19 protein-coding genes and 2 tRNA genes are annotated in these 22150 nt (G+C 49.8%); 2 read left to right on the forward strand and 19 right to left on the reverse strand.

Annotated elements, in window-relative coordinates; all coding sequences use genetic code 11:
* Position 1 precedes the first annotated feature (1 nt).
* The 5 genes from BUB73_RS08395 to BUB73_RS08415 all read right to left on the reverse strand — a co-directional run bounded on the left by BUB73_RS08395 (position 2) and on the right by BUB73_RS08415 (position 4907).
* Positions 2 to 235: a hypothetical protein gene (locus BUB73_RS08395; RefSeq protein WP_073158633.1), complete on the reverse strand. Its 234-nt coding sequence runs from the start codon at positions 233 to 235 to the stop codon at positions 2 to 4.
* On the reverse strand, positions 222 to 1115 hold the full coding sequence (locus BUB73_RS08400; protein ID WP_073158631.1) for a UbiA-like polyprenyltransferase: 894 nt from the start codon (positions 1113 to 1115) through the stop codon (positions 222 to 224). Before BUB73_RS08400 ends, BUB73_RS08395 begins: the two co-directional genes overlap by 14 nt.
* A complete protein-coding gene (locus BUB73_RS08405; RefSeq protein WP_073234374.1) occupies positions 1105 to 1665 on the reverse strand; it encodes a UbiX family flavin prenyltransferase in 561 nt (186 codons plus the stop codon). The genes BUB73_RS08400 and BUB73_RS08405 overlap by 11 nt, the downstream gene beginning before the upstream one ends.
* A complete protein-coding gene (locus BUB73_RS08410; protein ID WP_073285020.1) occupies positions 1662 to 2387 on the reverse strand; it encodes a ubiquinone/menaquinone biosynthesis methyltransferase in 726 nt (241 codons plus the stop codon). Before BUB73_RS08410 ends, BUB73_RS08405 begins: the two co-directional genes overlap by 4 nt.
* A 90-nt stretch (positions 2388 to 2477) precedes the next feature.
* Positions 2478 to 4907: a CotH kinase family protein gene (locus tag BUB73_RS08415; RefSeq protein ID WP_073285022.1), complete on the reverse strand. Its 2430-nt coding sequence runs from the start codon at positions 4905 to 4907 to the stop codon at positions 2478 to 2480.
* A gap of 234 nt (positions 4908 to 5141) precedes the next feature.
* Here BUB73_RS08415 and BUB73_RS08420 point away from each other — a divergent pair.
* Positions 5142 to 5214: transfer RNA gene (locus tag BUB73_RS08420), tRNA-Phe, on the forward strand.
* A gap of 133 nt (positions 5215 to 5347) precedes the next feature.
* Here BUB73_RS08420 and BUB73_RS08425 read toward each other — a convergent pair.
* Positions 5348 to 6505, reverse strand: coding sequence for an HD domain-containing phosphohydrolase (locus tag BUB73_RS08425; protein ID WP_073158620.1), 1158 nt, complete (start codon positions 6503 to 6505; stop codon positions 5348 to 5350).
* Between the two features lie 87 nt (positions 6506 to 6592).
* Here BUB73_RS08425 and BUB73_RS08430 point away from each other — a divergent pair.
* A tRNA-Ser gene (locus tag BUB73_RS08430) sits at positions 6593 to 6673 on the forward strand.
* A 68-nt stretch (positions 6674 to 6741) separates the two neighbouring features.
* Here the strand turns inward: BUB73_RS08430 and BUB73_RS08435 are convergent.
* The 13 genes from BUB73_RS08435 to BUB73_RS08495 form a co-directional block, all read right to left on the reverse strand.
* Positions 6742 to 7458 carry a phosphoribosyltransferase family protein gene (locus BUB73_RS08435; RefSeq protein ID WP_073158923.1) on the reverse strand — a complete coding sequence of 239 codons (717 nt, stop codon included), beginning with the start codon at positions 7456 to 7458 and terminating at the stop codon, positions 6742 to 6744.
* A 105-nt stretch (positions 7459 to 7563) separates the two neighbouring features.
* On the reverse strand, positions 7564 to 8817 hold the full coding sequence (gene rodA, locus BUB73_RS08440) for a rod shape-determining protein RodA (protein ID WP_073158617.1): 1254 nt from the start codon (positions 8815 to 8817) through the stop codon (positions 7564 to 7566).
* Positions 8814 to 10682, reverse strand: coding sequence for a penicillin-binding protein 2 (mrdA, locus tag BUB73_RS08445; RefSeq protein WP_073158614.1), 1869 nt, complete (start codon positions 10680 to 10682; stop codon positions 8814 to 8816). Before mrdA ends, rodA begins: the two co-directional genes overlap by 4 nt.
* Positions 10675 to 11163 (reverse strand): rod shape-determining protein MreD, encoded by a 489-nt coding sequence (mreD, locus tag BUB73_RS08450; RefSeq protein WP_073158611.1) that lies wholly within the window; start codon positions 11161 to 11163, stop codon positions 10675 to 10677. The genes mrdA and mreD overlap by 8 nt, the downstream gene beginning before the upstream one ends.
* On the reverse strand, positions 11150 to 11983 hold the full coding sequence (gene mreC, locus BUB73_RS08455) for a rod shape-determining protein MreC (RefSeq protein ID WP_073158609.1): 834 nt from the start codon (positions 11981 to 11983) through the stop codon (positions 11150 to 11152). Before mreC ends, mreD begins: the two co-directional genes overlap by 14 nt.
* Before the next feature lie 17 nt (positions 11984 to 12000).
* Positions 12001 to 13023 carry a rod shape-determining protein gene (locus BUB73_RS08460; protein ID WP_073158607.1) on the reverse strand — a complete coding sequence of 341 codons (1023 nt, stop codon included), beginning with the start codon at positions 13021 to 13023 and terminating at the stop codon, positions 12001 to 12003.
* Positions 13024 to 13092: 69 nt separating this feature from the next.
* Complete coding sequence (locus BUB73_RS08465) at positions 13093 to 13467, reverse strand: hypothetical protein (protein WP_073234358.1); 375 nt, start codon at positions 13465 to 13467, stop codon at positions 13093 to 13095.
* Positions 13468 to 13627: 160 nt separating this feature from the next.
* Positions 13628 to 14923 carry a S1 domain-containing protein gene (locus BUB73_RS08470; protein ID WP_073234355.1) on the reverse strand — a complete coding sequence of 432 codons (1296 nt, stop codon included), beginning with the start codon at positions 14921 to 14923 and terminating at the stop codon, positions 13628 to 13630.
* Positions 14924 to 15113: 190 nt separating this feature from the next.
* Complete coding sequence (locus BUB73_RS08475) at positions 15114 to 16058, reverse strand: AgmX/PglI C-terminal domain-containing protein (RefSeq protein WP_073158600.1); 945 nt, start codon at positions 16056 to 16058, stop codon at positions 15114 to 15116.
* A gap of 3 nt (positions 16059 to 16061) precedes the next feature.
* A complete protein-coding gene (locus BUB73_RS08480; protein WP_073158597.1) occupies positions 16062 to 16556 on the reverse strand; it encodes an ExbD/TolR family protein in 495 nt (164 codons plus the stop codon).
* Between the two features lie 2 nt (positions 16557 to 16558).
* Positions 16559 to 17455 carry an ExbD/TolR family protein gene (locus BUB73_RS08485; protein ID WP_073158587.1) on the reverse strand — a complete coding sequence of 299 codons (897 nt, stop codon included), beginning with the start codon at positions 17453 to 17455 and terminating at the stop codon, positions 16559 to 16561.
* Between the two features lie 35 nt (positions 17456 to 17490).
* Positions 17491 to 18111 (reverse strand): MotA/TolQ/ExbB proton channel family protein, encoded by a 621-nt coding sequence (locus BUB73_RS08490; RefSeq protein WP_073158584.1) that lies wholly within the window; start codon positions 18109 to 18111, stop codon positions 17491 to 17493.
* A 185-nt stretch (positions 18112 to 18296) separates the two neighbouring features.
* Positions 18297 to 22118: a tetratricopeptide repeat protein gene (locus BUB73_RS08495; RefSeq protein ID WP_249269421.1), complete on the reverse strand. Its 3822-nt coding sequence runs from the start codon at positions 22116 to 22118 to the stop codon at positions 18297 to 18299.
* Positions 22119 to 22150: the final 32 nt, after the last annotated feature.

A 22150-nucleotide genomic window follows, 5' to 3' on the forward strand; every position in this document is an offset into this window, starting at 1 on the left:
CTTATTTTCTCTTTGTCTTAAAGAATACGCTACCGACCAGCGCCACTGCCAGCACCACGATCATGGCAGTGAGCCCCATGTCCAGCAAATTCTGGTAAGCCTCGAACTTTCCACTCTCGATCATCAGGATGATAATCAGTGCAAGGACGGCTCCCAGGGAACCCAGACGTTCAAACATCTTGATCTTGTCTTCGTTATCAAACTTCTTCGGACCGTTACCACTAATAAAGGACATTGACATCGCCTCCCATTAAAATCCAGACGAAGAGACCCACCATGACCAACACACTGATGGTGACATTGGCCAAGAAGAAATCACGGTTCATCGCATCCAGATCGTCAGACTTTCTAAACAAGTGAATATAAAATACCGCGGCAGCCATCAGGGCCGTTACAGCCCACCAGGCTACACCCATCTGCCAAATAAAGCCGAAAGCCACACAAAGGGCAAGCATGGCCATATGACTCCAGAAGGCAATCTGCAAGGAACGCTTACGGCCAAATCTTGCCGGCACGGAATGCAATCCCATCTGGCGGTCAATCTCTTCATCCTGTGTGGCGTAGATAATGTCGAAGCCCCCCATCCAGAGCATCAGAATCATCAGCAAGAAAATGGGGAACAGCGCGAATTCGCCTCGGATAGCAATCCAGGCACCCAGGGGGCTCATGCCGATGGCAAATCCCAAGAACCAATGGCAAAGCCAGCTAAAGCGTTTCCAGTAGGAATAGGACAACAGCAATAGCCACACAGGCAAGGCCAACAAACCGGCCAGAGGCTGCAACAGCGCCGCAAACAGAACGAACAGAACGCCGTTTACCGCCAAAAAGGCAATCACCGATTTCTTGCTCAAGCGTCCATCGGGCAGGTGGCGCTTGGCCGTGCGAGGATTCTTGGCATCGATATCTGCATCGGCAATGCGGTTAAAACTCATGGCGCTGTTACGGGCCGTTACCATGCAAAGCACAATAAGCACCACGATGCGGGCAGTCTCCTGCCAACTCATATCACGGAAACCATTTGCAGCCACCCACATGGATCCCAGCGCAAAAGGCATGGCGAACAGCGAATGACTCAAACGAACCAGGTGACCGAATTCAAGAATCTTATTTAACATCAACTTTCTTCCATGGTTCTACAATTTTCGTTTCTTCTCCCAGGTGTTTCAAAATTTTCGCCACCACCGTATCCACCAGTTCCTCCATCGTCGTAGGCTTGCTGTAGAACTGGGGGCTCGCGGCAATCACAACCGCTCCCGCGCGAGTCAGACGTTCCATATTTTCCAGGTGGATTAAATTATAGGGCATCTCCCGCGGAACCACAATCAGAGGGCGGCGTTCCTTCAGGCATACATCCGCCGAACGGACCAACAAATTGTCAGATGTACCTGCCGCCATTCTCCCCAAAGTTCCCATGGAACAGGGCACCACTACCATGCCTGCATAATCGGCGCTACCGCTGGCACATTCCGCAAAAAAATCATTCACGTCAGGAAGTTCATCGCAGTAATCGTACAGAGATTCCTGCCCCTCGTAGGCCACCACTTCGCGACCCGGGGAAGTCACCAGGGCCGTCACATGATGCCCCAGTTTCTTGAGATGCATTGCAGTGCGGGTCGCATAGATAGCGCCGCTAGCACCCGTCACGCCCAGAATATAACGGCTCACTTGACCGCCCCCGCCGCAGATCCATCCGCAGAAACTTTCTTCAGAAGAACGCGATAGGCAACGCCCCAAAAGCAGGGCTTCACATGGACCAGTTCAAACCCGTTCTTTTCGGCCAGCTTCACAAATTCGTCTACCGGCAAAAAGTGCAGCACGGAATTCACCAGATATTCATAGGCATCATGCTTGCTGAACAGCGCCCCCATTACAGGAATGAACATAGGCGCCAAAACTTTATAGAAGAACTTATTGAACGCATTCCGCGGAGCGAAAAACTCAAGCACCTGCAGGTAGCCTCCGTGGCTCAGCACGCGGGCCGATTCCTTCAAGCCGGCATCGGCATTAGGCAAGTTTCGCATACCAAAGCCATTCAGCACCACATCGAAGGAAGCATCGCCAAAGGGCATCTTCATGGCATCCAGCTGGACAGGAACCGCGGTCGTATTCTTGCCTTCTGCACCACGGAGCATTCCGTAAGAAAAGTCCCCGAGAATCGCCACGTCCTGAGTCCCGTTAAACTTTTCGTAGGTCACGGCAAAATCGCCAGTACCGCCGCACAGGTCCAGCAACCGCCTGCCCGGACGCAACTTTCTCAGTTCCTTACAGCAGGCCCTGCGCCAACGGATATCCTGAAAACAGCTGAGGGTATGATTCAAAAAATCATAACGCCCCGAAATTTCGTCAAACATCTTGCGAACGTAGCTCTTGTCTTCAGGATTTCTCATACTTCAAATTTAGAAATTAAAAAAGAGTGCGATTCACAAACGTGAGCCGCACTCCTTTCAAATGTAAGCCACGGGATCGCCCGCCGGCAATTACTTGAAGTTAGCCGTAATGGTCATGCCATCGGTAGGTGTAATGATATGGGGATTGTCGGTAGAACCGTCGCTCCAGCCGCTGAACACAGCGCCTCCCGTTGCGACGGCTGTCAATTCCATATTCATACCACCAAAGAACTTGCCCTTATAGGAACCGTTGCCCGGAAGTTTCATACCTTCCATCAACACAGTACCGCTACCATTTGCAGAAATAGTCAGGGAAATGTCTCCAGAAAGACCAAATTCACTTGTATATTCGCTCCTTACAGTAGCGTCACGTTCAGAAGCCCAGGGGCCAAGCTTTTCGCCATAGGGGTCGAAGGAGTGAGCATAGCTGTTTCTTCTTTCCTTATAGGCTTCAACAGACATATCCCTTTCAACGTCAGATGCATCAAGCATGTTGGCCAGGAACTTAGCCTTTTCCGTCACATTGCTTCCATTCAGGTAGGTACCGAACATCACAGAGGCATGGTTAACGAACAGACGCTTAAAGTCAGCATTCTTGATCAGGCTGTTGTACAGAGAGGCGAAGCAATTATTTGCAGCCGAAGCGCAACCATTCTTGCCACCCTTCTTTACCCAGGAGAACATATTTGTAGACTGGCTGAAACCAGAAACAGACCAATCCCATTCAAAACCATGGTCAAGGTCATAGACCATAAACTTCCAGGGCTGTTCCGGAGACTTCCAGGCGCGAACGTTATTGTCGGGCCAGTCACCATTATGAATGTACATTTCTGCAATCATATAATCGGCAAAGTTTCCAATATCGATGAGAGTCTTGGCCGCTTCATAATTTTCAGGAACGGTCATGTCGTTTCCACCGATAAAGGCCAGCATGGCCAGGTAATCAGCTTCGGTGCCGTTGCTCGCAGTTACAGTCTTATTCAGGTGCTTAATAAAGTTCACGGAGCCGGCATCGATGCCATAGTTTGTTTCTACATAGTTCTTGTTGTAGCGTTCACGCATATCGTGGATGCCATAGTATGTACCATTGTAGAACACCACCACCTGGCGGCTGCGCTGGTAATCAACGCCACTGCCTTCAAGGATGGCACCGCCAGCAGCATCGGCAAAATAGTCAGCCACAAAGCGGTTACCGTTGTTACGGAGGTTAAAGCCCTTGAACTTGCTATTCTTATCCTTACGGGTTTCAAACAAAGGATATTCAAGCCAGCCAGCTTCATATTCTTCACGCATGACAATGGCCACAGACTTCTTTCGTTCCATGCGGCTCCAGCCACCCATCAGAGAAATACCACCATCAATTTCCCAGGCCTTCTTGCTAGACTTGCTTCCTTCGGCGTAGAATTCCACATGAACAGGAAGTTCACCAGAATCATCAGGATAAGCCTTGTTGGGTGCATACATCTGGTCTTTATCCATATCGGGTTCGCCACCGTTAGTCTTCTTATAGTACTTCGTAAAGAATTCCGGGGCTACGGACACAGACACCACAGGCATCTTCACCTGTTCACCAATAAAGTAAGTATTGGTAACAACCTGTCTGGTCAACAAACCATCCTTAAAGGCGGCACAACGCAAGACTGTATTCTTGTCAATTACGATGGGGCTATTAAATTCCTGGGAACTCTTCGTGGGAATAGAACCATCCTGGGTGCAGCGCACAGAAAGTCCACCGCTAACAGAGGGCGGATTCAATGTCACAGGTTCGTTATAGAAACCGCCCTGAGCGCCATCAAAAGAGAATGTAGGTGCATAGCCATCGTAGGCAGTAGACTGGTTGTTGGGCTGTTCCGGAGTGGGAACATCAAACATCTTCCAGGCGCCACCATCCACGATACCCCAGCTTACGTTACCCGTCAATGCCGGATAAGTTACCGAGTCACGAATTCCATAGTAAGGGTCAATCAGGTATACGGTACCGCCATCCTTTTCCAACTTCCAGTTGGTATGGACACGATAATGCCTGTCGAGGGTATCAGTTCCAGCCACTTCATTCAGGTTTTTCTTGTCGCAGAATACGGTGGTAAACTGCTTGGGCTTCAACACTACGTTACCAAAGAACCACTTACGGGCATTCTTCCTGTTTTCTACAAGGGTATAACCCTTCAGGTTTGCTTCGGTTCCGCCAGCGTTATAGATTTCAACCCAACCCGGGTCGCCACCTTCTTCGTCAAGCCAGTCCAAGTTCACCGGAGCAATTTCCGTAATCACCAGGGCAGAATTGCCAACCCAGCGAAGAGTCGTGTCAGCCGGATAGTAAGCCGTGTCTAGCTTAATGATCGTATCGCCTTCGGGAGTAACTACACGGATAGAATCAATCCCCACCACGCTGGTATCGCCGCTGGGGCCAATAACAACAGTCGTAGTATCACCATCAGGGGTTACGATTACGGTAGTATTACCTTTCTTATCATCTTCTGCAGATGCACTATCGTCGGAGCAAGCGATAACTCCATTCAATACCAGACCAAAACAGCAAAATGCTGCAAAACCTTTTAACGATTTTCCCAGAAACACATCGCTACCTTTTAATTTTTTAACAAAAGCCGAAATAATCCCAAAAATTCGGTCCCTACATTCAACACCTGGCATTAAATTTAGAAGTTTCTTAAAAAAAAAGGAAAAAATGTCGGTAATATCTTATTTACCCTTGACAAGACTCACAGATTGAGTTATATTTGGGCACATCAAAACGGCGCTGTAGCTCAGTTGGTAGAGCAGCGGACTGAAAATCCGCGTGTCGTCAGTTCAACTCTGACCGGTGCCACGAAAAAAGACCTTAGCGAAAGCTGAGGTCTTTTTCATTTTCCCCATATACTAAAAAAAAATTAGACGGACCTGCCAGAGGTCCACCCATTCATAAATAATTTATTCAAAGAATCCGTTAACGCCCAGCCCGATTATCTGCGATAGTCAATGGCGTCGACGTCAATAGTTGCATTCTGGGAACGGTAACAAGAATAGATATCGTCCCAATGTTCAAGCAGAGCATCAACAATTTCCGGCTGGAACTGGGAACCCTTCATCTTCGCAAATTCGGTCTTCACCTTTTCTTCAGGCCACGGGGCCTTATAGCAGCGGTAGCATGACAAGGCATCCAGCACATCCGCCACGGCACAAATACGAGCAGCCAGAGGAATACTCTCCCCCTTCAAACCAAGAGGATAGCCCTGTCCGTCCCAACGTTCATGATGGGAGCGAGCCACATCGGCCGCATAGCGCAGCAGCTTTCTCTTAGAATTACAGAGCATCCTGTAGCCGAGATCCACATGAGTCTTCATGACGGCGTATTCTTCATCCGTAAGGCGGCCAGGCTTATTCAGCACAGCGTCAGGCACGGCAATCTTACCCAAGTCATGGAGGGGAGCCGTCAGACGGATTCGTTCAACCTCATCCGGCGGCAGTCCGAGATACTCGGCCAACTTACGGGAAATCTCAGCCACACGCAAAATGTGGTCACCCGTTTCCTGGCTACGGTATTCAGAAGCCTCACCCAAGGTATGAATAATTTCACGCTGGGTCGCTTCCAGTTCCGCTGTCAGCATGGCAGACTCCACAGTCTTCGCGGAATATACAGCAGTCAGCCTCAGACGTTCCAGGTCCTGTTCAGAAAATTCATCCACAGTCCCGCCCTGCTTGTTAATCGCCTGGAACACTCCCATCACCTGCCCCGTAGAATCCTTCAGGGGTACAGTCATCACTGACTTGGTATGGTAGTGAGTTTTCTGGTCAGTACGACTATCAAACCTGGAGTCCAGGTAGGCGTCCTTAATGAGCAGAGCTTCGCCGGTAGTTACGGAACAGCCTACAAAGCCTGCAGTCTTGGGAATCCGGAGTTCGCTGACACCATGGGCCACCTTCGTCCAAAGTTCGTCTCTTTCATCATCCACAAGCCAAAGGGAGCAACGGTCAGCCGAAACAATGGAACGGCCAAGATCGGCCATCAATACAAGCAAATTGTCCATCTTACGTTCAGCCGCGATCTTCGGCATGTAAGAGAACAGCAAATCCAGAATTCTCTGAGATTCTATCGCCTGTTTTGAATCAAACTCCGTCATACGATGTAAAAATAGCTAAAGATTTTCAAATAATCACAGGAATTGTTGACGGAAACACCCAAATTTTTCTATCCTTTGCCCACCCCTGGAGGAATAGGCTAATTGGTAAGTCAGCGGTCTTGAAAACCGCCGCCGTAAGGCTTGGGGGTTCGAGTCCCTCTTCCTCCGCTCCAAAGAAGACCGTTCGAGAAGACCTCGACGGTCTTTTTTTTGACCCCGAAGCCGGCTGACCGCCCCTATCGGTAATTCCAGTCCATTCGATTATCCGCCACGAAATCAGCCACGGCCGTGATCGGTTCATCGTACAGCAGCGTACACACCTTAAGGGGCAGCGGGAAATCCACTCCCAGCGCATCCACACAGGCCGAAGTCGTCGACCCGGTCGTGTAGACATCATCCACAATAATAACGGTTCCACCCTCAGGCAGCCGTTCTGGCAAACGGGCCACAAAAGCCCCCATCACGTTACGTTCGCGAGCCTCCCTAGAAAGTTTCGTCTGCGACATCACGAAGGTCCGCCTCTTCAGCCAGCGGCACACCTGGCCTCCGGTCACCAAGGCAAGAGCCGCGGCAATCTGCTCCGCCTGGTTATACCCGCGTTCCCGCATACGAGCCCTGTGAAGAGGCACCGGCACAAAATACAGCGGATGGGGCAAGAGCGCAAACTCCTGTCCCACAGCGCCGTCCCGCACCGCCGCCGAGCGCCGCACAAGATAGGCCGCCATCCCATGAATGCTCTTGTACTTCAGGGCATGCACCAAATTACGGGTCAACGACCGCATCGGGAAAAGACAGTACACCCCCTCCTTCGGGCTGGAATAGGATTTCATCTCCCTAGCCAGTTCATCCACACACTCCGGACAAAGCCAGGGGTCTAGACCCCCCGACGCCTTGCCGCACCCCAGACATTCCGAACCGAAAATAAAACCGCTCACCTGACTTGCAATACTCATATCAACCTCTAAAAAAAGAGAGACCCACACGAGGCCTCTCTTATTAACACGTTTGAAACAAGTCGAGATGACGAAAAACTTTATTTACAAAAAATTTCAGTCAAACTATCGGCGGCTTCCCTGGTAACGCAGGCAAAGCAAAAATCCCACCAGCACCATGCAAGTCAAGGCAAAAGACCCACCATAAGAAAGGAACGGCAGGGGAAGCCCGGTCACAGGCATAAGGCCTATGGTCATGGCGATGTTCACAAGAATATGGAACAGGAAAATCGTAGAAGCTCCCATCACCATCAAAGTCACGAACGGATCCGCCGAACGCTTACAAATAGACGTGGCACGCCACAGGAACAAACCATAAAGAACCAGGACAAAGGCGCAACCCACGAAACCAAATTGTTCCCCAAGAACACTAAAAATAAAATCGGTATGTTCTTCGGGCAGGAACGCCAAATTGGTTTGAGTTCCGTTACCAAAACCCTTACCGGATACGCCTCCGGAACCGATGGCGGTCAAGGACTGCAGCACCTGATAACCATCCCCCAGGGGATCACTCATTGGATCCAGGAAGGTATTCACACGCTTCTGCTGATGAGGCTCCAGCATATTCCACGCCATGGTACTTGCATACCCAGCCAGAATATTTGCAAAAAGGAACAACCCCGTCAAAATCTTGGGCAATTTCCGACGAACCAAGGTAAACACGACCGCACAAATCAGAAGCCCCCACAGAACCTCAAACTGTATAGACTGGGAATGGGAAAACAACACCGACAGCAGCGGGCTCACAATCAAGAAAACATCTGCAAAGGAAAGCCCGGCAAAAAAGAAACCGACCATAGTCACCGCAATAAAAACGAGGGCGGTACTCAAGTCCGGCTGCTTCAACACAAGGCCAAAAGGCACAATGAACAAGGCAAAGGGGACCGCAAAAGTCTTCACCTTGTGCAAGCTGACGGGATGTCTAGAAAGCCAATAGGAAATTGTCAGAAGGTAGGCAATCTTCGCAAACTCGGAAGGCTGAAGCTTAAAGACACCAAGGTCAATCCAGCGACCCGCACCCTTCACCACATCGCCAGCAAAAAAGAGAACCACCGCCAGGAGGATCAGCGAAACAACATACAACGGAACCGCCGCACGCTTCAGCCAGTCAATACGGACAAAGACCAACGCTCCCGCCATAATAATTCCGCAGAAGAAATAAACAATCTGCTTAAACCAGAAAGCATCCTTCAGGGGGACTTCTTCAAACACTGTCGCAGAATACACCAAAGTAATGCCGCAACCCATCAGGGCCAGCACCAGCACGATGAAAAGCCAGTCAAACTTAAGGGAATGATCTACAAAACGCTTTGAAATCATGGTTCCTCCTCCACAATTCCTTCATCGAGCTTCTTGTTTTCAAAGTAAGCTTCCAAGACCTTCTTGGCTATAGGTCCAGAAACGGAACCACCGCCGCCTGCAGCTTCCATAATGACAGCCACAGCAATTTCCGGGGCATCCAGAGGGGCAACCGCCGCATACCAGGCATGAGTCTTCTCGCCCTTCTTCCATTCGCCAGAGCCAGTCTTCGCACCCACGCGAACATTAGGAAGAGCGCCTCGCTTACCCGTTCCACCGGGATGGTTCACCACAGAATCCATGGCGTTCATCAAAATGCGATGAGTGTAAGGCTTCATGTTGCCCGGGCGAACAACCTCAGGCTCATAACGGCGCACCACGTTACCCTTGTCGTCCCGCAGTTCCTTCATAAAGTGAGGCCTATAGACGCCCTTTCCCGTAGCCAGGGAGCCCACAAAAACAGCCTGCTGAAGCGGAGTCACAATCTGGCCCTGACCGATAGACAAGTTCAAAATCAAGCCGCGAGCCCAACGCCAGCCAGCCCTCTTGTTACGAACGTTGAAGGAAGCCGAATCCGGAAGCCAGCCAGCACGTTCTCCGGGAATATCAATACCCAGCAGCTTTTCACCATAACCAAAACGTCGGCCAAATTCGTTAATACGCTCCATGTCGATTTCCAAACCAGCCTGGTAGAAGAATACGTCACAGGAAAGACGGATGGCATGAACCACATTCAGGCCACCATGAGTTCCCCAGCACTTCTGATAGCGGACGCCATACTGATACCCACCCGTACAGGATTTCGGGTAATACTTGTTCTCTGTCAAAACACCATGTTCAAGCCCCGCCCCAGCCGTCACCAGCTTAAAGACAGAAGCCGGCGGATACGTACCAGAAATGGCACGATTAGTCAAGGGTCGCATAGAGTCCAGAGCCACATGAGCCCAGCCCTTGTTACGTTCGCGACGCTTCAACGAGAAAATGTTCGGGTCCAGTCGCGGAGAACTGACCATGGCAAGAATTTCGCCAGTTCTGGGATCAAGGGCCACCAGGGCCCCCTTGGCGCTATCGGGAATGGCGGCTTCAGCCACCTTCTGCAAACGCAAGTCAATGGTAGAAACCAGGTGCAGTCCAGGTACGGGAGCCAGCTCACCACCACTAGACACAACGCCCACCTCTCGACCAGAAGCGTTCACCTCAACAAGCTTTACACCGTTCTTTCCACGGAATTCCTTATCATACCCCTGTTCAAGCCCTTTCTGACCAATACGGTCACCCTGGGAATAATCGGCGTATTCAGGCAACTTCAGCTGATCTTCAGAAATTTCGTTGGTATACCCCAGCACATGGGAAGCCAACGTTCCATAGGGGTATTCACGGCGGGATTCAATCAAGGTCACCACGCCAGGCAATTCCGACGCATGCTCCTCAATCACAGAAACCTGTTCCGGCGAGGCGTCTTCCAGCAAACGGATGGGGCGGGTCTTAATCCAGCGGGACCTCATAAACGCCGTATCCAGCGAAAGGGAGTCGAAAAGACGTTCGCCTGACTTGTCTCGAATTCTCAGCAGACGATTCAAGACAGAATCGCGCTGATCCTTCTTGCGGGGCATCTGCACCGCCTGCAACGAAATCTGATACGACGGACGATTTCTAACAAGAACTTCACCGTTGCGGTCGTAAATGTAACCGCGTTCCGCAACCAGTTCCACCTTACGGATACGGTTGTTATCGGAACGCTGCAAATTTTCATCGTAGTGGGTATACTGCAACGAAAACAGTCGGAAAAGCAAAACCGAGAACAGCAACACCACACCAGCCATGTAAATCAATACATGGAGGTTCCTGTTCTGCACAACCTCATTTTCCGAAGCACCATTAAGCATGCTTTTTCTTCTTGCCTACATCCAGGTAGAACAAAATGCTACCAATCAGCATGGTATAAGCGCAACCCGGCAAGGAGAACGTCAAGAACAAATTCGTAACGATTTCCTTCGAGAGTCCGGTAATGGCAAAATAAATACCGTCACAAATCAAGCACGAAAGTCCAAGCACGCCAATCTTTGCAGGCATGTTCAAAGACAGGAATCGTTCTTCCAGCTGTCCAACCACAAAGCCGATAACCGTCATTGAAATGGTATGAGCACCAAGCCATTCAATGGGAGCGTACACATCCTGAGTGAAACCGGCAAGGAATCCCCAGAAACAACCTGCAGCGGGACCGCACTTAATAGCCACAGCCACAATAAAGATGATGACAAAATCCGGACCCACGTCAAAAATGGAAAGCCAGTCCGCCACCGTAATCTGGAAAGCGAACGTAACCACGAAAAGGATCAGGAGACTAAACCACCTAAGGTTCTTCATCGAGCAACTCCTTTATTTCCCAGTCCGGATCTTTTTCCATCACAAAAACTTCTTCCAGAGTAGAGAACTCCTGGAACGGTTCCACATCCATCTGACGCATTACATCCAGGTCAGACTTTCTAACCTGCTTAACCGTCCCCACGGGAATCCCCTTAGGAAAGATACCGCCAAGGCCCGATGTGACCAAAGTATCGCCAACACTGACGCCAGCATGGGCAGGCACCATGGCCGTAAGCACATGGCCATCCATGGATTCCAGGAAGCCCACGACGCGGGTGCGGCGCTCCATTACAGACAACTTAAGGTTTGGATCTACAAGCAACTGAACTCTTGAATGCGTAATCGAAGCCTTGGTTATCTTACCCACAAGTCCATTCATAGAGAACACAGGCATGTTCTCCTTTACGCCATGCTTGCTTCCACGGTTCACCACCAGAGTCGTAAGGAAACGCCCCGGATTATGCCCCACCACGCGGGATGTCACGATCGGGAAGTCCCACTTGTCGTCAAACCGAACCAGCGTATGCAGTCGGGCCAACTCCTGCAGGCCTTCGCGGGCATGGTAGGTCTCCTGACGGAGCCTTGCATTTTCCGATTTCAGCTGGGCATTTTCGTCTGCCAGGGAACGATAGGCGTTCACAGAAGACACAGCCAGCTGAGCCGGATAGAATACAGAACCTAATGCAGACGAAACGACACTCTGACGCACCGAATTGGGAGACTGCCTCATCAGCAGCCCCAAAGCGAGAAAAAAGGCAAAGGCGACAACGCCATGCCTTTGAGTGAACAAGTCGATAATAAAGCGAAAAGCCCTAAGCATCGATCAAGATTCTGTTATTAGGTAGAAGAGGCAATCAGGACCGGACGATACTTGTCCAGGTCTTCCAGAATGCGGGCGGCACCCTTGCAAACGCAAATGAGAGCTTCGTCGATCACATTCACAGAAAGGCCAGTTTCCTGACGGATGCGTTCGTCAAAGCCGCGAAGCTGAGAACCGCCACCAGTCATGATAATGCCCTTGTCGTAGATATCAGCAGAAAGTTCCGGCGGAGTAATGCTCAGAGCCTGCTTGACCGCTTCAACGATAGCAGTCACAGGTTCGTTCAGGGCTTCGCGGATTTCAGCACTGTTGATGGTCATGGTGCGAGGCATACCGGCGATAAAGTCGTGACCCTTCACTTCCATGGTCAGTTCTTCTTCCAGGGGGCTTGCAGAGCCGATCTGCATTTTGATCTGTTCGGCAGTGCTTTCGCCAACGCAAAGGTTGTACATGGTGCGCAGGTAACGGACAATGGCTTCGTCCATTTCATCGCCGCCAACGCGAACAGAAGCGTTACAGACAGTACCATTCAAGGCGATAACAGCGATATCGGAAGTACCACCGCCAATATCCACGATCATGTTACCCACGGGATCTTCAACAGGAATACCCATACCCACGGCGGCAGCCATAGGTTCGTGAACCAGATGCACTTCCTTGGCACCAGCCTGCTTGGCAGCGTCGATCACGGCACGCTTTTCCACTTCGGTAATACCGGAAGGAACACCAACCACAACGCGGGGCTTAACCATCCACAGCGGATACTTCTGAACACGCTTGATGAAAGTCTGGAGAAGGCTTTCCACCAGTTCAAAGTCTGCAATCACGCCATCGCGCATGGGGCGTACGGCGCGGCTTTCGCCCGGAGTTCTACCGAGCATCTTCTTTGCTTCGGAACCGATGGCGGAAACACGGTTATTCTTGCTGTCCACCGCAATAACCGTAGGTTCATTAATGACGATGCCCTGGCCAGCTACATGGACCAATGTATTTGCTGTACCCAGGTCAATACCGATATCGCAAGAAAAAAGACCGAACAAAGTTGTGCCCTTCTTATAAAAAAATGAAACTTAACGCAGCAAATATAATTAAGAGAAAAACAGTGCGTGTCAATCGGGAATCGTATCCCTACCGAATTTCAGCACTTTCAGATAGCGATCCCACTTGCGGGTATGTACATCATACCTGTACTTGCGCTTTTCATGCATGGCAATATCCTTGTAGATGAAAAAATCCACTTCGGCATAAGCCGCATAAATGCGGGACTCGGCCCCTTCGAACAAACGAAAATCCTTGACGCGATAGTACGGCTCTTCCATCAAGGCCGACTTATCACCCGACGACCGGATCGTTTCGGCCACCATGAACTTCAGGTCCTCCTGCAAGTACGGAGTTAACTTATTTTCAATACGGTCTGTAGGCTCGGAGCAACCCAGCACCAGGAATAGGAGGGACGTCAAAAAGAAAATCGCTAACTTTTTCATAAAATTAAAAAACGTAAGAAGTTACACCCCTAAAATAGAAAAGCCCCTCAAAAAAAGAAACATCAAACAAACAAAAAAAGAGCCGCCAAATGGCAAGCTCTTCACACCCGAATGACGGGTGGGAGTCCAGAGGGAGGGCAGGCCCTCCCTTTGCATCTCATCAGAAGGAGTAGGTAGCGTCCAGACGAGAGAAGATGCGACCTTCACCCTGGAACGGGTTGCGGAACAGCAGGTCTTCTGCGACAGTAACGTCGATCTTCAGCTTTTCTTCGATGTTGATACCGAAGCCGAAGCCAACATGGTCGTCATTGGAGCCATCAGCAAGAGGATTGGTGGTGAAGAAGGAACCATCGTCCTTGCAAACGCCGTTACCCTTGTGCTTGCCCTTTTCAGCAACTTCGCATTCGGTGTACAGGATAGACTTCTGACCGCCAACGCGGATCACGAACCAATCCCACCAGATGTTACGTTCAATACCGAAGCTGATCTTGCCGCCGATATCAGAACGCTTGTCCCATTCAGGATCGTCTTCGTAGCGAGAGTCATAGACCCAAGCCTTCTTGTCGTTGCTGTAATAGTAGTCATGAGCCTTCAGCTGATTCCAGATGAAGTCAACACCCATCCAGAAGAAACCGCGGTCCATAGCGACGTTAATACCGAGACCGCCCTGAGCGCGCTTGTCATCGATACCCGGAGCCTGAGCAAGTTTCATAGAGACTGCAGGAACCAGTTCGCCGTCAATTGCTTCGAGAGTGAAGAATGCACGAGCCTTAGCCAAGAAGGTAAAGTCACCATTTTCGAAGAAGTCATAGTGACCCGGGCCATACTGAACACGAGCCAAACCGAAAGAAGCTTCGTAAGAAGTACCACCGGAAGTCTGGATATTCAAGCCACCGTCAGCCTGAACGATAGAAGCATGAGCTTCAGTATCCGGCTGATAAGTACCGCTTTCATCCAGATCGCCACCATCCTGGTGAGCGATGTAAATGTGCAAGCCCCATGCATCACCGCTAGAGAAGGTGCCGCCAAGGAAACCGTCAAAGTTGGTCACGGTTTCAGGAACCTTGTAGAAAGCATTGTCGCCTTCCTGCACATAAGCAGGCAGGTACATAGCCAAGTCAGTGTTGATACGGCCAAAAAGACCACCGATCGTGAACTTCGGATCCGGATTGTTGTCATCGCCGAAAGAAACCGCGAAGATGCCACCGAAGGTCGGGTGCTGAGGATCATGATTGCCACCTGCGGTAACGTTCATGTCGGTATAGGCACCGAAGCCACCGATCAAATAGTTGGAATAAAGATTTGCATTAGCAGCATTATCAAAAATGCTCACATCATCCATAATGTAAGTGGTATTCTTACCCATGGATTCTACACGAGCATAAGTTGCAAAGGCGGAACCTACGCCAAAGACACCAACAGCGGCGCCAACAACAGCAGCAGTTCTTAAGTTCATTATAAAACTCCTCTTGAAATTTCTGCAATAAAGTTAGTTTTATTAAACGTAAAACGCAATAAAAATTTAAACAATTGCGTTTTTTTTGCCCCCTTTAAGTCTTTTTCGCCCAATAGCATAAAGGAAAAAGGCCCAGACCTTGCAGTCTGGACCTTTTTCAATCTCTACTGAAATATCTTCAGAAAAAGAATTATTCAGAGAAGGTGAACGGAATCGTCACAGTGGTGTTACCGGACTTAACCTTGCTGAACTTCCAACGGCTAACAGCGGTCTTGATTTCACCATCAAATTCGCCGAAACCAGTGGTAGAAGAAGCAATGGAGATGCTGATAACTTCGCCGCCCGGAGCGATCGTGAACTTCAAGGTAACCTTACCCTGGAATCCCGGTTTCTTCTTCAGGAACTTGTTATAGATGTGACGGAGACCCGGAGTACGCTGACGGACAACCTTCATGATGTCTGCAGCAGAACGGGAACCACCACCAGCGCCCATATCGATATCACGTTCAGACGGAGTCTTGATAGAGCCCTTAGACTTAGTAGCGATACCACCGCCACCACCGCCAAGGAGGCCTGCAAGACCGTCACCGATACCACCGGAACCGCCTTCAGCGTAACCTTCGTTAAAGCCACCATCAGCCTTACCGCGACGGCCACCGAGAACAGTCTTACCAGTAGTCTGGAGACCTGCAACGTCCTTCAGCACCTTATCGATGTCCTTAGAGAACTTCTGGTTCTTCATAAGGTCGTAGGCACCAGCACTTGCATTCTTGGTCTGAGCAGTGAGGAGCTTGAGCACGCCACGAGTCTGGGGAGCGTTGGGCTGACCCTTACCACGGGGCTTACCACCGCCACCAGCCTTCTTACGAGGCTTCTTGGGTTCTTCCTTCTTCTTCTCTTCCTTCTTCTCTTCCTTCTTTTCTTCGATGGTCATAGAAGCAGTAAGATCAGCAGCTGCGGAGTCATCGAACACGACTTCATCCACAACCTGTTCGTACATGGAAGCCCAAAGGCATATTGCCAAAGCGACAACCAGAGAGATACCTGCGATGGCACCCATCTTCTTATCGGATTCCGGCATCAGGGACGCTACTAACGGATCAATAGCAGGAGCTGCCTTTTTAGTCTTTGCCATATGTTATTCCTCCCCGCCGTTCTTTTCCATCACGGCGAATGCAATATTGGTGTAACCGGCAAAGCCACAAGTAGCCATAACCTTATACATTGCATCGTAAGGGATGTTCTTGTCAATCTGCACAACAATGTGACCGGCTTCGTCGGCAGGCAGACCCTGCTTGAGGGCATGTTCCTGTTCAACAGCGCGGCGTTCCTTCAGCACAGAGTCCACCTGAGCAACCAGGAGGTCTTCCTGCTTCAAGACGTCGTCGGTCGGGATAATCTTAGCGTTATCAACGATCACATAGTTTGCGTCAACCACGACAGTCAGAGAAACTTCCTTCGGCTGCACACGAGAGGTGGAAACCGGAAGAATCAAGTTTTCTGCCTGAGTCAAGAGCTGACCTTCTGCGTCCATGTTCTTAATCATGAACACCAGAATAATGGTCATCATGTCCATCATGGACGTAATTGAGAACGGGACTTCTTCACCGTATTTACGACTTTTTCTAGCCATGATTAACCTCCCAACTTAGCAAGATTGATCTTGCTGAAACCGGCTTCTTTAGCACGGTCCATAAGTTGAATGATCTTGTCAAACTGAGTATCATCGTTAGCAACGATAATAATATTGTCCACGTCATCAAGGTCGATGAACTGAGTATGAATCTGGATAAGGTCCTTAGCAATCAGATCATATGCAGACAGCGGGTAGATCATGTTCTTTGCAGCCACATCCGGTTTCAGCTTACGAGCAGAGTTCGGAGTGAGGGTAGCAAGATCAGCACCTGCGCCCGGCTTCCTCAGAGTAGACGGCGGATTCAGACCAAGAGCGCCTTCACCCGGAGCCATGAGGAAATTGTTGTTACCATCTACGTATGCACTGTCAGCAACGGCTTCTTCAGCGGTACCGCCGTTGGTGTAAACAGCCCACATAACCTTACCGGGATCTTCTTCAGATTCCTTATTGATAGCCCAAAGTTCGATGCTCTCGATTTCATAGAGATACTTCTCTACGTTCATCTCGGATCCATCCTTACACTTAGGACCATGACCGCTTTCGACAGCTGCCTTAACATCATCCGGAGAATGGGTAATCAGCTTAGCATCGGACTTGCAACGGAACGTCCACATTTCCTTGAAGTAGACATTCGGCTGGAAACCACCGCGAGCACCAATAACGAGGTACTTGTCGGTAATAGCCAGAGACAAGTTCAAAGCCTGCTGGTCCGGTTCCGGAGGTGTATCGTTGTCCATCTGCATCATGGAACGTTCCGGCAGATTGACTTCAACGATAGCCAGCTTGGAGAAGGCAGCCATAGACAACAGCATAGGAATCAGAATCGTGAACAAGCCCATGGCCGGCAACAGATCCGGTTCTTCAGGCTTTGCTGGTTTCTTAAGTTGTCTTGACATATTTTAAACTCCAGTTAATTATTAATCCTAGGCGATTAAGCGAGGGAGTTGATAATCTTGAGGCCCTTTTCTTCCATTTCCTGGATAAGGCGTTCGGAGTTCATGTTCAGGAGGCCAACGATGACCAGAAGAGGCACTGCAGAGAGAAGGCCCAGGAGAGTGGTACCCATAGCGATAGCAATACCGTCAGAAAGAGCCTTAGCACGTTCAGAAGCCGGCTTGTTAGCAACAGCGTCGAAGGTGAAGATCAGACCGTAAATGGTACCCATAAGTCCGAGCAAGGTAGAGATGGAAGCCATAACGGAGATGATGGAAACGTAGCGAGTCAGACGGGGAGCTTCGGTCAGGAACACTGCATCGCAAGCAGCAGTCATGGTTTCGCGGCCACCGTTACGGGTAGAAACGATTGCAGCCATAACGCGAGCGATGGGGAGCTTGGTAGCATTGGCGAGGCTCAGAGCCTGATCATACTGCTGAGAAGAGATCAGCTTACCGAAATCAGCGAGGAACTTTGCACGACCCTTAGAGCTCTTGAGCAAGACGTAGACAAAACGTTCGATGGAGAAACCAAGGCCGATCAGGAAGACGACCAAGATGATCCACATGAACTGCCAACCATCGGATTCAGGGCTGAAGGATTGAAGCATTTTAGACATTAGAGTACTCCTTTATTGAGTGTTTTGGTTTATTTTGAAAAATCTTTGTTCATATTTAATTTTTTTTGAGAAATATGGGACAATAATTGGGTAAAACTTAGTTTACCGAGTAAAAAACGCCATTTTTCTCAAATAAAATAGGGGGAACCCTATGAACAAGGTTCCCCGTAAATTTGTTTTTACCGCTAGTAGCCGGCTTCGTCAGCGTCAGCAGCACCTGCAGCAGCACCAGCACCGGTAGTCGTCGGAACCGGAGAAAGCTTCTTCTTCAATTCAGCAAGTTCAGCCATCAGCTTTTCTCTTTCAGCCTTAGCTTCCTTGATGATATCGCGGTAAGTAGCAATCTGTTCTTCCGGAGTCATGACTTCGGACTTGGAAATCTGTTCGATACGAGCCTTGGTCTTGAAGTAGGCAGGATCAGAGAACAGAGTAGACGGGTCAAACTTTTCGATCTTGGTGTTGAGAGCTTCGTCGTTTTCGTCGAGGCTCTTGAGCAATTCGAACAGCTTGGCAGTCCACTGGTTGTCGATACCATAGTGGGCAGAGGCCTTAATACCGGTAGCGCACTGGGGCTTAGCAAGATCCTTAGCACCTTCAGAACGGGTATTCAGTTCTTCACGGTATGCTTCGAGGTCTTCATGCACAGCTTCAACAGCGTCTTCCTTAGCCATACCTTCGTATTCCACGTATTCCTTCACGATGGAGGCGGAGTCCGGGAGCGGAGAGTTAGCAAAGGCATCGGCAACTTCAACGAAGACTGCGCAACCCTGGTAGTACATTTCGATATAGCCTTCTTCAGCTTCGATCACGTCCTGGTTGTAGAAGCCCTGGTCGCGAGCGAGGTCGATGTTCTTCTGGAAGATGGGACGTGCCTGTTCGTAGTAGCTGGGCAGCTGCTGAACAATACCGATACGTTCTGCAAAGCGTTCGTCTTCCTTCTTGCCGTTCAGTTCCTGTTCACGGATCTTAGCAGCCATGGTGACGAAGAGCATACCCATACGGTTGGTAGCACGGAAGGTCCAGCGTTCAGATGCGTAGGTTGCAGACTTGGAGTAGTGACCCATAGCCTTCTGGAGGATGTCCACCAGCTGCTTGATGATCTTAGCCTTTTCCTTATCCTTACCCTTCAGGACGATGGGTTCCATCTTCTTGTATTCATGTTCACCGAGGTAGTAGGCAGCTTCAGCAGGAACACCCGGATCAGCGTTCTTGATCTGAAGACCGAACTTATCGTAGTTCTTCAAAGTTGCATCGTAGTCAGCAATGGCCTTGTCTTCTTCCTTCAGTTCCATGTAAGCACGAGCGGCACCGATGTAAGCAGCAATCAGCTTTTCCTTGTCTTCGGTGTACAGCTTGATGAAGGTGTGGTATTCCTTAGCAGCCAGATCCCACTTCTTTGCGTTAGCATAAGCCATGGGGATAGAGAATGCTGCATCCAGAGCGTAGGAGCTCTTCGGGTAATCACGGACCAGGTCCTTGTTACAACGGATAGCTTCATCAACCATCTTGGCTTCGTCATAGCTCAAGCATGCGCTATAGAGGTAACCCGGAGTACGTTCATCCTTCGGATAACGCTTGTAGGCGATTTCGTAGGTGACAGCAGCGGACTTCTTATCAGCGATGGAGTCATAGACCTGAGCAGCAGAACCGATAGCCATGAATGCCATGGAATCCTGCGGGAAGTTGTTGGTGATGAACAAATAGGTCTGAGCGGCATTACGGTACATCTGATCGTAGTACTTCTTGTCGTTCTTCTTAGTTGCAGCTTCCTTCTTGTAAGCGTCACCAGCACGGACAATGCCCTTAATGGTGAGCGGAGAAGAAGCATACTGCTTGGGCAGCATCATGAAGGTTTCAGAAGCCTTGGTGAACTGCTTTGCGGATTCATATGCAACTGCAGCTTCGAACACAGCCTTATCAGCAATGTCGATGAGCGGGTAGCGCTTCACGAGAGCCAGGTAAGCCTGAGCACCCTTTTCGAACTGACCCTGCTTTACACTCTGTTCAGCCATCTGGAAGAGAACGTAAGCGATAGCCTTTTCGATTTCCTTGGCCATGGAGTCATTTCTGGTTTCCTTGACCTTGGTGTACTGAACAAAGAGCCATTCGAATTCCTTCAGAGCGTCATCCAGCTGGCTGGATTCCAGGAGGGACTGAGCCAACATACGGCTGATGAGCAAGATGTACTGATGGTTGGGGAACTTCTGCTTCAGATCGCGGAGCACCACAACTGCAGTCTTGAACTGCTTTGCATCATAATGAACGATAGATGCGTTGTAAGCGAGTTCTGCGGCTTCCTTGTACTGACCGAACTTAGCCATGTACTTATCCACCTGAGCGAAGTAAGCCTTGGTTTCTTCGGACTTGTAAGCCTTGACAGCGTCATCGCCATACTTGTTCTTCTTGGCAGTTTCGCGAGACTGATCCATCATGAGCACGGCGTTATAGGCTGCTTCTTCCTTCTTCAGGAGAGCTTCAGAACCCATGGGACGACGGCCATAACGGGTAGTATCAGTGTCAACGATCCAGTTGAACATCTTAGCAGCGTTAGCATACTGAGCCATTTCCTGGTAAACGAGGGCCAAGTTGATGTGGACCTTGTATTCATCCCAGGTCGGTTCCTTCTTGTAGCGAGCCAAGAATGCTTCGTAAGCCTTGATAGCTTCTGCATACTGCTTCTTACCGGCTTCCAAGTCACCTTCCTTAGTGAGCTTAGCAGCGCGAGCGTGGTGGTACTGCGGAATGTCGAGCATAGCGCCACGGATTGCAGTTTCAGCGTTCTTCACAGATTCCGGATACTTCTGGTTCTTCTTGTACCAGGAAGAGTTACGGTCATAACGCTTCACGACAGTGTAACGATGCTTCTGAGCTTCTTCAAACTTCTGCTGGATGATCAAGATTTCGATCATAGCGATGTCAGCCAGAGGAGCGTCGATATAGTCGGGGTTGATGCTCATCAAGCGCTTGAAGGACTGGACAGCTTCTTCGTTACGGTCATGGTCCTTATTCTTCATACCGATACGGTAGTAGACGGAATCCTTGAACGGAACCTTCTTGTCCTTCAAGAAAGCTTCAGCTTCCTGGACACCACCACCTTCCAAGTCAGAGAAGGAAGCTGCCATGAAGTCCATAGCTTCTGCGCGCAAGTCAGCAGGGTATTTACCCTTGTCAGCGCCAATGATGTATTCAAAGTACTTGATAGCTGCAGTTTCGTATTCTGCAGTGTTATAGTAAGATTCTGCCAAGTGGTACATGGCAAGTGCGGCTTCCTTACCGGTCAGGTTGTCGAAGCCAGTCACCTTCTTATAAGCATTGATAGCGTCACGGAACTTACGGTTCATGAAGTGGTATTCCGCAATACGGAGCCAAGCCTTCGGAACGAGACCGTTATCCGGGAACTTTTCAACAAGACGCATACGAAGCTTGTAAGCCTTGTCGTCTTCGCCAGAAGCTTCCTGCACTGCAGCAGCCTGGTAAATCACGGTCGGGGTCTTGCTTTCGTTGGGATACTTGTCGATGTATTCCAGGAAGTAACCCAAGGACTTCTGGTGGTCGGCCTTGGGGAGCTGATCGATGTTAGCGCACTTAGCCGGCTTGTTATCGCGGTCTGCGCACCATGCAACATCCTCTTCATACTGGGCATTTTTGTCCAGGAAGAGCTTTTCTTCCAACTGGAACTGGTAATGACCCAACTGCTGGAGAGCAGAAGCGCAACGGGCATTCTGCTTACCCTTACAGTTATTAACCTGTTTTTCCCACTGAGCGATAGCCTGACGCATACCGTCTTCATCAAGGCCACCAGAACGGCAAGCCTGAGCTGCCTGGTTCTTAATAACCTTATAGGAACTTGCACACTGTTCGTAGCCAGAGTTGCCCTTACCAATGGACTTACACTTGGCCATCATCTTTTTTGCTTCGGCGGTCTTTTCCTTACAAGGATCAGATGCTGCAATGGAATTTCCAGCAAGGGAGCAAATAATTGCTGAAACAAGCAAAAGTTTTTTCATCGTTCTCTTATCCACCTATGATATCATCATAG

The sequence above is a fragment of the Fibrobacter sp. UWH6 genome, assembly GCF_900142465.1.
In the GTDB taxonomy this organism is placed as follows: domain Bacteria; phylum Fibrobacterota; class Fibrobacteria; order Fibrobacterales; family Fibrobacteraceae; genus Fibrobacter.